Source organism: Thalassolituus sp. UBA6592, assembly GCF_002433655.1.
Classification (GTDB): Bacteria; Pseudomonadota; Gammaproteobacteria; order Pseudomonadales; family Oceanobacteraceae; genus Venatoribacter.
Genome location: NZ_DJIO01000025.1, coordinates 1 through 9217, shown reverse-complemented (window position 1 = coordinate 9217; position 9217 = coordinate 1). Strand labels below are relative to the sequence as shown.

Below are 9217 nucleotides of genomic sequence, written 5' to 3'. Positions count from 1 at the left end.
GCCGCAGGCCCATTCGCAGGATTCACGGGTGCAATGAATCGTTTATAAATAGTCGTAATGTCCGGCTGCGCCGGATTTCGCGGGTGAACCCGCTCCTACAGTAACACCGCAGACTTATACGCCTTTCGCGGGTGAACCCGCTCCTACAATAACACCACAGGCTTATACGCCCTTCGCGGCTGAAGCCACTCCTACAATAACACCGCAGACTCATACGCCCTTCGCGGCTGAAGCCGCTCCTACAATAACACCACAGACTCCTACGCCCTGCGCGGTTGAACCCGCCCCAACGATTTATTGTTGTGGCCAATTTACCGGGCTGTGGTGCACATTTGCCCGAACAAACAGTTTTGATTTGCCGAACAAATACAAAACTTGCCGGGAAATTGAACCTGCTCTGCGTGATGCGTGGCCATGATCGGCACTGAAAATCTGTACTTTGATTAAATTACTATATTTGTACTACTTTCGACTGAACTCTCCTTGAATGCCTATAGCGGCGGCGTTTTCTGCGGTATTCCTTTTGGTCAATCCGGGTAAGAAAGTCATCATTTTTCATTGTTTGTAACAATCTTCGTTCACTTTGTCGGGTGTGCCTTATCGCGCCACAGATAAAATTAGCGAAGGTTTATCACTTCCGGCTTATATTGATAGTCAGCTAGACAATATGTGACGCAGTCGACATAATCCGCGGTCCTGACAGTGGGTTGTACCTAAATTGGTTTTGTCATTATTTTGGAGTCAGATATGAATGATCAGGGATTGATTCGTTCAAATCAGAACAGCTTTAGTGCTGCGTATCGCATGGCCGATGTTCTGATTATCCTTCTTGTACTGCTGGCTGCAGTACGTTTAAACGGCCTGGAGCTGTCACCTTCCTACATGGTGGCTGGCCTTATCGCCGTCTGCGTTTTTCTGTTGGTATCTGAATCTCTGGAGCTCTATCGCTCCTGGCGTTCTGCTTCTGTAACCAACATGCTGTCGATGATGACGTTGGCCTGGCTGACAGCCTGCGCTGGTGTTCTGCTCGCTGCGTTCTCACTTAAGGTTTCCGAAAGTTTCTCCCGGATAGCGATTGGTGCGTGGATGCTTTCCACTTTGCTGGCTTTGTTTGCCTGGCGGCTCTTCGTACGCAATGTTCTGTCGACTCTGCGTCGCCGTGGCCTGAACAGTCGCCGTGTGGTGATTGTGGGGGTCAACGCAAGTGGCTGGCGTATGCGTCAGCAGATTAAGGATATGCCGCAGCTGGGCTATCGCTTTATGGGTTTCTTCGATGATCGTAGCCCGGAGCGTGTTAAGACCGAGTTCCCGGAAGCGGTACTGCAGGGCAGTATTGAAGAGCTGATTCAGCGGGCAAAAGACGATGAGTTTGACGTTATCTACATTGCTCTGCCGCTGAAAGCACAAAAGCGCATCGCTGAAATTCTGGAACGCTGTGGCGACACTACTGCCTCTGTTCACCTGATCCCGGACTTCTTCGTATACAACCTGTTGCATGCGCGCCTGTGCCAGGTGGGCAGTATGCAGACGCTCAGCGTTTACGAGACGCCTGTCTCCGGTGTAAACGATGTGCTGAAGCGCATGTTCGATATCGTGTTTTCGCTGTGTGTGCTGTCGGTGATTGCCATCCCTATGCTGGTGATTGCCGCTATCGTGAAGATTACGTCTCCTGGCCCGGCTATTTTTAAACAGCTGCGTTATGGGCTGGATGGCCGTTCCATCGAGGTCTGGAAGTTCCGCTCTATGAGTACCATGGATAATGGCAGTGAAGTGAAGCAGGCGACAAAGGGCGATGCCCGGATTACGCCGGTCGGTGCTTTTATCCGTAAGACTTCTCTGGATGAACTGCCACAGTTTATTAACGTGCTGCAGGGCAGTATGTCGGTGGTTGGGCCACGGCCTCATGCAGTTGCTCACAACGAGCAGTATCGCAAGCTGATCCCATATTACATGCTGCGCCATAAGGTTAAGCCGGGTATCACGGGCTGGGCACAGATCAATGGTTATCGCGGTGAGACCGATACGCTCGACAAAATGAGCGGCCGTGTGGACTACGATCTGGATTACATCCGCCATTGGTCTCTGTGGATGGATATCAAGATTATCCTGCTGACCCTGTTTAAAGGGTTTACCGGCAAGAATGTTCACTGAGTTAGGTTAAATTGCTAGTCCGGGTGTTGGAGTGCGCAATTAATCAGTATGATACGGTGGAAATGTTTAAGGGATGTTTGAGGGATGTTTGAGGGATTGAGGCAAGCGATTAAAGCGGCGCCTCTCCCTAAGGCGGCGAGGTATTATGGTTCCGCTGTTTGTAAGCTACGCAATCCTTCTGGTATTGCTCAGCGGGTTGAAGTCGGCGGGCCTTTTCCTTACTGAGATATACGCGCTTGAGCACTGGATGGGCGGCGATAAGTGGATGCACTTTGGTCTCGCGCTCATTTTGTCGCTGCTGGCCAATATGGCGGCGGAGCGTAAGCTGCCCTTAAAAATGATTGGACGGCTCGTTACTGTTGTAATGCTGTTGGTAACGGCCCTGTTGATAGACGAAGCCCACCAATATTACATAGCCACAAGACGGTTTGAATGGCAGGACACTGCCAGTGGTATCGCAGGTGTGCTGGCAGGTGTTGTGCTGTATGTCATCGGAATGAAGAGTGTTCTTCTGTTCAGCCGAAAGAAGGCGAACAGAATGAACTGAAACAAACAAATTGAAAAAACGAATTGGAACAAAAGTCTCATAATGTTGGCTGATTTACATCGGCCCGGCTTCGCGCAGACTCTGATGAAATTATTTATGTAGCTGCCTGGCAGTGACAAATTTGGGAAATTTTAGGGGAATCGTATGCAGGCCTGGAAGCTGACTTCGCTGGCATTGGTAATCATGAGTGGAAGTGCAAACGCACTCGAGCCACAGGGCATCAGTCTGGGGAGTGGTGTAACACTGCTGCCAACGGCGCAGTTAAGTGTTGAAAACGACGACAACATTTATAAGCAAAATACTGATACTACCTCGTCTACTATTACCCGCTTTAAGCCTGCTGTGATGCTGGCCGCTGATCTGGGGGCGACTCAGTTACAGGCTAGTCTTGTTGCCGATATGGGGCAGTACTCAGAAGACGACGATGACAATTACTCGGATCTGAGAACAAGTGTAGTAGGTCAAAGTGAGCTGAATGCCCGTAACGAAATCACCTATGGTGCCACCTATAATCAGGATCACGATGACCGTGGTTCCGGTACCGCTGAAGGCTCTGCTGCCACCACGGTTTCAGAGCCTGATGAGTATGATGAGACCACCTTTGACCTGGCATATACCTATGGTGCGGATACTGCTCTGTTCAACATTGGTGTTTACGGACAAAGTTACAATAAAGAGTATCAGAACAACCGTTTTATCACCGCGGATCGCGACCATGATAAAACCATGCTGGGTGCGCGCCTCGGGGTTCGCGTGAGTAATGCGACCAGAGCTATTGCTGAAGTACGTAACTCCGATATTTCCTATGACAACGACTCAGCTATCGCCGCAGACGGCAGCGTGACCAGCTATCTGGTCGGTGCCAGCTGGGATATTACCGGTAAAACCACGGGTGAAGTAAAAGTGGGTCTGTCGGATCGTAAGTTTGATGATTCTGATAAAGACTCCAGAGATACCTTTACCTGGGAAGCGTCGGTTACTTATTCACCAGTGTCATATTCTGTGTTCACGTTGACCACGATGCAGACTGCCAATGAAACCACCGGTGTTGGTGATTATATCGACAGCGATTATACCGCACTGAACTGGAAACATGAGTTCTCTGCCTTTATCTCTTTGGTAGCGGACCTGTCCCTGGCCAATGATGAGTATGTTGATGACCCAGCAGGACGCGACGATACCACCGTTGGCTATGGCGTTAAGGGTGTATATACATTCACTAAAAATGCGGCAGTAAGCCTGGGTTACGATGGCAGTAACCGTGACTCTGACGTCAGCGATTTTGACTATGATAAAAACGTTGTCAGTCTGGCATTGAACGTCGCGCTATAAAAAGATGAGTACTCAAAGATCTGGCGAGATGCAGATCTTTGAGTGTCAGATGTCCGGCCTGCCTTGAGCAGGCCGTCGTTGTTTTTAGTGGTTCCTGATTTGGGGCTGTTTTAGTCGGTATATTACCGGGGTTAATGGGGAATTTGGATCACAGCATGATGTATCGTGTTTTATTGCTGTTGACGGTGTTGTTTGCTTCGACCGTTAATGCGGATGCCGGGCGCTATGAACTGGGCGCTGGCGATCAGATCAGTATCAGTGTTTATGACGAACCGGATCTGAGCATAGAGAAAGTAAGGATTGGTCCATCAGGAAGTATTTCTTACCCTTTGCTTGGCGAGATTCAGGTTGCTGGTCTTAGCCCGGAAGAATTTGAGAACAGTCTTATCAAAGGGCTTAAAGGCCCATATCTGGTCAATCCCAGTGTCACTGTCTCGGTTGTCGAATATCGTCCTTTCTATGTAACCGGTGAAGTTTCAAAGCCGGGAAGCTATCCCTTTCACCCTGGGTTAACTATAGACAAAGCTATTTCGGTAGCTGGTGGTTTTACTGAGCGCGCATCAAAAAGCAAAATTTATGTGATTCACGATGGTGCGCCGGATGTCCGCGATGCAGAAGAGAATAAAATATCTGTAAAGCTTTCGGATATTGTTAAGCCTGGTGACGTTGTTACTGTTGAACAAAGCTTCTTCTGATGGATTTGATGAATAATGAATAAGCGGGATCAGTTTTCTGGGATGGCCGATTCAGGTCTGGAAGTTATTGAGCTGAGCTATTACTGGAAAATAGTACGTCGGCAAATAAAAAAGATTATTGCTTTAAGTGCGGTGGTTACACTGATCTCGGTGTTGGTTGTGTTGGCTGCTACGCCAGTCTATCGCTCCACAGTGACGATGCTCATTGAGTCTGAAGAAGCAAAAATCTTATCGATAGAAGAGGTTTATGGTCTCTCCAGTCAGTCTTCAGAATATCTGTTAACTCAATTTGAGATATTGAAGTCCAGGGATCTGGCCAGACGCGTGGTACAGCGTTTAGGTTTGGTTAATGAACCTGAATTTAACCCATTTCATCCAGCTAATAAGAAATCGTTTTCTTTCCGAACGCTGATCTTCGGTGAGGGTGAACCGCCGACGGAAGAGAAGATTCTGGATCGGACGATCGAGAGTTTCTGGCGGTCAGTAACCATTACGCCTGTGACTAAGACGCAGCTGGTTAAAATATCTGTTGATTCAAGATCACCACAGTTAGCGACCAAAGCAGCTAACGCTTTTGCGATTGCGTACATCGAAAGTCAGATGGAAGCCAAAATAGATGTGACTCAGCAGGCATCAGGCCTTCTTTCTGATCGTATTGGCGGCATTAAAGAACGTCTGGAAGAATCGGAAAGAAAGCTACAGAAATACCGTGAAGAAAACAGTCTGGTAGATCTTCAGGGGGTCAGTACTCTGGTCAGTAAAGAAATTGAACAGATTACACAGAACCTTGTTGCTGCTCGTACCAAGCGTATTGAGCTGGAGGGTGCTTATAAGCAACTCTCTTCTCTTAAGGATAAAAGTTACGAAAATCTCAGTAGCTTGCCAGTAATTGTTAACAATTCGCTGGTCGTGCGTCTGCGTGAGAGTGAAACAACCGCAGAGCTGAAAGTATCTGAGTTAAGTAAGCGCTATGGGCCGCTGCACCCTAAAATGATTGCTGCCCAGTCGGACCTTACCGCTGTTCGTGAATCAATGCATATGCAGATGTCACGTATCGCCAGCAGTCTGGAGAATGACTACAAAGTTGCTCTGTCTAAAGAACGATCTCTGAATCAGGCATTGGAAGATGCCAAACAGAGAGCCAGTGTATTGAACCGTACTGAGTTTCAGTTGAACGAGTATGAAAGGGAAGTTGCCTCAAATCGCAGCCTCTATGAAACCTTCTTTAACCGCGTAAGGGAAACGGCCGAAACAGGCGATATGCAGGCGGCTAACGCTCGCATTATTGACCCGGCGGTAGAACCTGAAGTACCGGTAAAACCACGGAAGAAACTGGTGGTTATGTTGGCAATGGTTATTTCCGGAATGTTTGGGGTCTTTCTGGCATTCTTGTTCGATGCTCTGGATTCCACGATTAAAAATGCAGGTGATGTTGATCGTAAGCTTGGCGTTTCCCTGCTCGGTCTGTTGCCGCTGGTAAAACGTAAAAAAGAAGACGTTCCTGAGAGCGATGTGCAGGCGGATTCTCTGGTTCGGGCATTTTCGCAGAATATGGACGGCTCATTTACCGAGGCTTTCCGTACCCTGCGTACCAGTCTGACGCTGGCAGGGCTTGAGCATCCAGCGAACGTGCTGCTGGTAACCTCGTCTGTACCGGGAGAAGGTAAAACCACAACGTCGACCAATCTGGCAGAGGCTTTTGGTCAGATGGAAAAAACCCTGTTGATCGATGCTGATATGCGTCGTCCGACCGTGGCTAAGAAGCTGGCGTTAACTGGTAATGGCCTTGGTCTGTCTTCTGCGGTTGCTTACCCGGATACGCTGGATGAATGTATTCATCATGTGGAAGAGCTGGGTATTGATGTGATGTCTTCAGGGCCGGTTCCACCGAATCCGCTGGAGTTGCTGGCGTCTAAAAACTTCCGTCATCTGCTGGATACGCTGAAAGAACGCTATCAGCGTATTATCATCGACTCTGCGCCAATGCATGCGGTTAGTGATGCGTTGTATCTGTCTACCCTGACTGATGGCGTTGTGTATGTGGTTAAAGCGGACTCGACCAAAGACAAGCTGGTTAAATCCGGTGTTGATCGCCTGAGTGATTCCAATGCCCGTGTTCTGGGTATTGCGCTGAACCAGGTGAACGTTGAAAAAGAAGCACGCTATGGTGATCATTACTCCAGCTACGGCGGTGCTTACAGCTACACAACCAATGACTAATCAGTGGTTGTATAAAATGCGCTGGCTGCTGTTGCTGCCAGCGGCATTTGCCCTTCATTTAGCGGTTGTCTCCGCGTTTCTTGCGATTGGTAAATCGGCGGAAGTCACAGCACAGGAAAACACCTGGCTAACTTTGGCAGATACACTTTCTTTTTATAATCCCAATGTTGATGAAGCCATTGCCCGTTACGAGCGTGAGCGTGCCTATTTAGTCGCGCCTGAGCAGCGTGATGAGCATTTGCAATACGCTATGCAGCGTTGGGAGTCTGCGCAGCAGAAACGCCCGCTGTGGCCGTATTACAAACTCGGTGCATTCGATATTGCTGTGGTAATGAATGCGCCAGAAGAAGATATTCAGCGGCGGTTTGCCGAGATCGTTGAACTGGCCCCTAATGAACGTGGTCTGGATTCTGGCCTGTTAACCCTGTCTATGTATACGTGGAATAAACTGTCGCAAGAGCAGCAGGCCTGGGTTGTTGAACGGATCAGGACCACGGCATATAACACCCGGGTTAAAGTGTTTGAGTCTGCCGATATTACCGGAGTGAAATTAACCCTCTGCGTGCGTTTGCCATGGGGTATGGTTAAGAATTATTGCCGCGGTTAGGGTACCAGTGGATCGAATTACCCTCCATTGTAGGAGCGGGTTCACCCGCGAAAACTGTTCAATGGGCCTGTTATTTGTTGTAGGAGCGGCTTCAGCCGCGAAATTTTAGTAATGGGTCTGTTGTGTGGTGTAGGAGCGGCTTCAGCCGCGAAAGCTGTTAAATGGGCCTGCATTTCTTTGTAGGAGCGGCTTCAGCCGCGAATCGAATCATCCACCATTGTAGGAACGGCTTCAGCCGCGAAGATTGCGAATGGGCCTGCGGCCATCGGAGCTGAAGCACCTCCTACAAGGTGATTGTGAATAGGCGATTTATTGTAGGAGCGGCTTCAGCCGCGAAAGCTGTTAAATGGGCCTGCGGCCATCGGAGCTGAAGCACCTCCTACAAAGTGATTGTGAATAGGCGATTTATTGTAGGAGCGGCTTCAGCCGCGAATCCGGCACAGCCGGACATTAGGGATATTGGTGCGCATTACGCACCTTACAAACAGTTAACATTGCCACAACATCTTCCCAACGAAAAACGTCCACGTGACCATGCCTTAGGGGCCGATTGCCACTCAATACGTAAAACTTCTTCAAACAGGCAACCCTGTTAATCCTCTCTCCTGATTTTTCATAACGGTCGTCATGTCATGATGACGTTATGGAGGAACTATGGAACAAGGACATTCTGCCCTTCGTCACGGGCGTTATTCTCAACCTGGTCAGGTTTACCTGATTACGGCAACCACAAAAGATCGTGAACCGTTATTTATTGATTGGCAGATGGCAAGGGCCGTGTGTACAGCGATGCATGCCTTTTCTTCCGGTAATGAATTTCGTCTGTTGTCATGGGTGGTCATGCCAGATCACGTGCATTGCCTTTTGCAGTTGGGAGAGAGACGTGATTTATCATCCGTTGTCCGGTTTATGAAATCCCGCTCCGCGATGGTGGTTAACAAGACAGGTCGACGTACAGGCATGGTGTGGGATCGTGGATTTCATGACAGGGCTATCAGGCGTGAGGAGGATATATTGCCTGCGGCGAGGTATATCGTTATGAATCCTGTGCGTGCGGGCATTTGTCGGAAGGTGGGGGATTATCCATTTTGGGATGCGGTTTGGATATGAGTCGGTAGTCCTGAAATTATAGGGGCGGGTTCTTCCACGAAGTTTTAGCAATGGGTCTGTTGTTTTGTGTAGGAGCGGGTTCACCCGCGAAAGCTGTGCAATGGGCCTGCGGCCTCGGAGCTAAAGCACCTCCTACAAGGTGAATCTGAATGTGCATTTTATTGTAGGAGCGGGTTCACCCGCGAATCCGGCGGAGCCGGACATTAGGGATATTTGTGCGCATTGCGCACCGTACAAATTTTCGAATCCCAGATTGAATTGTAGGAGCGGGTTCAGCCGCGAAGCTGTTCAATGGGCCTGCGGCCATCGGAGCTGAAGCACCTCCTACAAGGTGATTGTGAATAGGCCATTTATTGTAGGAGCGGGTTCACCCGCGAATCCGGCGGAGCCGGACATCAGGGATATTGGTGCGCATTGCGCACCCTACAAATTTTCGAATCCCAGATTGAATTGTAGGAGCGGGTTCACCCGCGAAGCCGGGGGAGCCGGACATTACGGATATTGGTGTGCATTGCGCACCCTACAAATTTTCGAATCCCAGATTGAATTGTAGGG

General features: G+C 49.2%; 7 protein-coding genes. All 7 read left to right on the top strand.

The annotated features are described in order from the left end of the window. Positions 1-804: 804 nt before the first annotated feature. Entirely contained in the window at positions 805-2151 is a 1347-nt protein-coding gene (locus B2Z72_RS02210) for an undecaprenyl-phosphate glucose phosphotransferase (protein WP_296985620.1), read from the top strand. Between the two features lie 145 nt (positions 2152-2296). Next, positions 2297-2698: a VanZ family protein gene (locus tag B2Z72_RS02205; protein WP_296985623.1), complete on the top strand. Its 402-nt coding sequence runs from the start codon at positions 2297-2299 to the stop codon at positions 2696-2698. 144 nt (positions 2699-2842) lie between these two features. Continuing rightward, positions 2843-4030 (top strand): outer membrane beta-barrel protein, encoded by a 1188-nt coding sequence (locus B2Z72_RS02200; RefSeq protein WP_296985624.1) that lies wholly within the window; start codon positions 2843-2845, stop codon positions 4028-4030. A 155-nt stretch (positions 4031-4185) separates the two neighbouring features. Beyond that, the gene (locus tag B2Z72_RS02195; RefSeq protein ID WP_296985626.1) at positions 4186-4725 is read left to right on the top strand and encodes a polysaccharide biosynthesis/export family protein; all 540 of its coding nucleotides are present in this window, start codon (positions 4186-4188) and stop codon (positions 4723-4725) included. Positions 4726-4767: 42 nt separating this feature from the next. Further along, on the top strand, positions 4768-6945 hold the full coding sequence (locus B2Z72_RS02190) for a GumC family protein (protein WP_296985629.1): 2178 nt from the start codon (positions 4768-4770) through the stop codon (positions 6943-6945). Next, positions 6938-7552 carry a hypothetical protein gene (locus B2Z72_RS02185; protein WP_296985632.1) on the top strand — a complete coding sequence of 205 codons (615 nt, stop codon included), beginning with the start codon at positions 6938-6940 and terminating at the stop codon, positions 7550-7552. The genes B2Z72_RS02190 and B2Z72_RS02185 overlap by 8 nt, the downstream gene beginning before the upstream one ends. A 654-nt stretch (positions 7553-8206) precedes the next feature. After that, the gene (locus B2Z72_RS02180; RefSeq protein WP_296985635.1) at positions 8207-8662 is read left to right on the top strand and encodes an REP-associated tyrosine transposase; all 456 of its coding nucleotides are present in this window, start codon (positions 8207-8209) and stop codon (positions 8660-8662) included. Positions 8663-9217 lie beyond the last annotated feature (555 nt).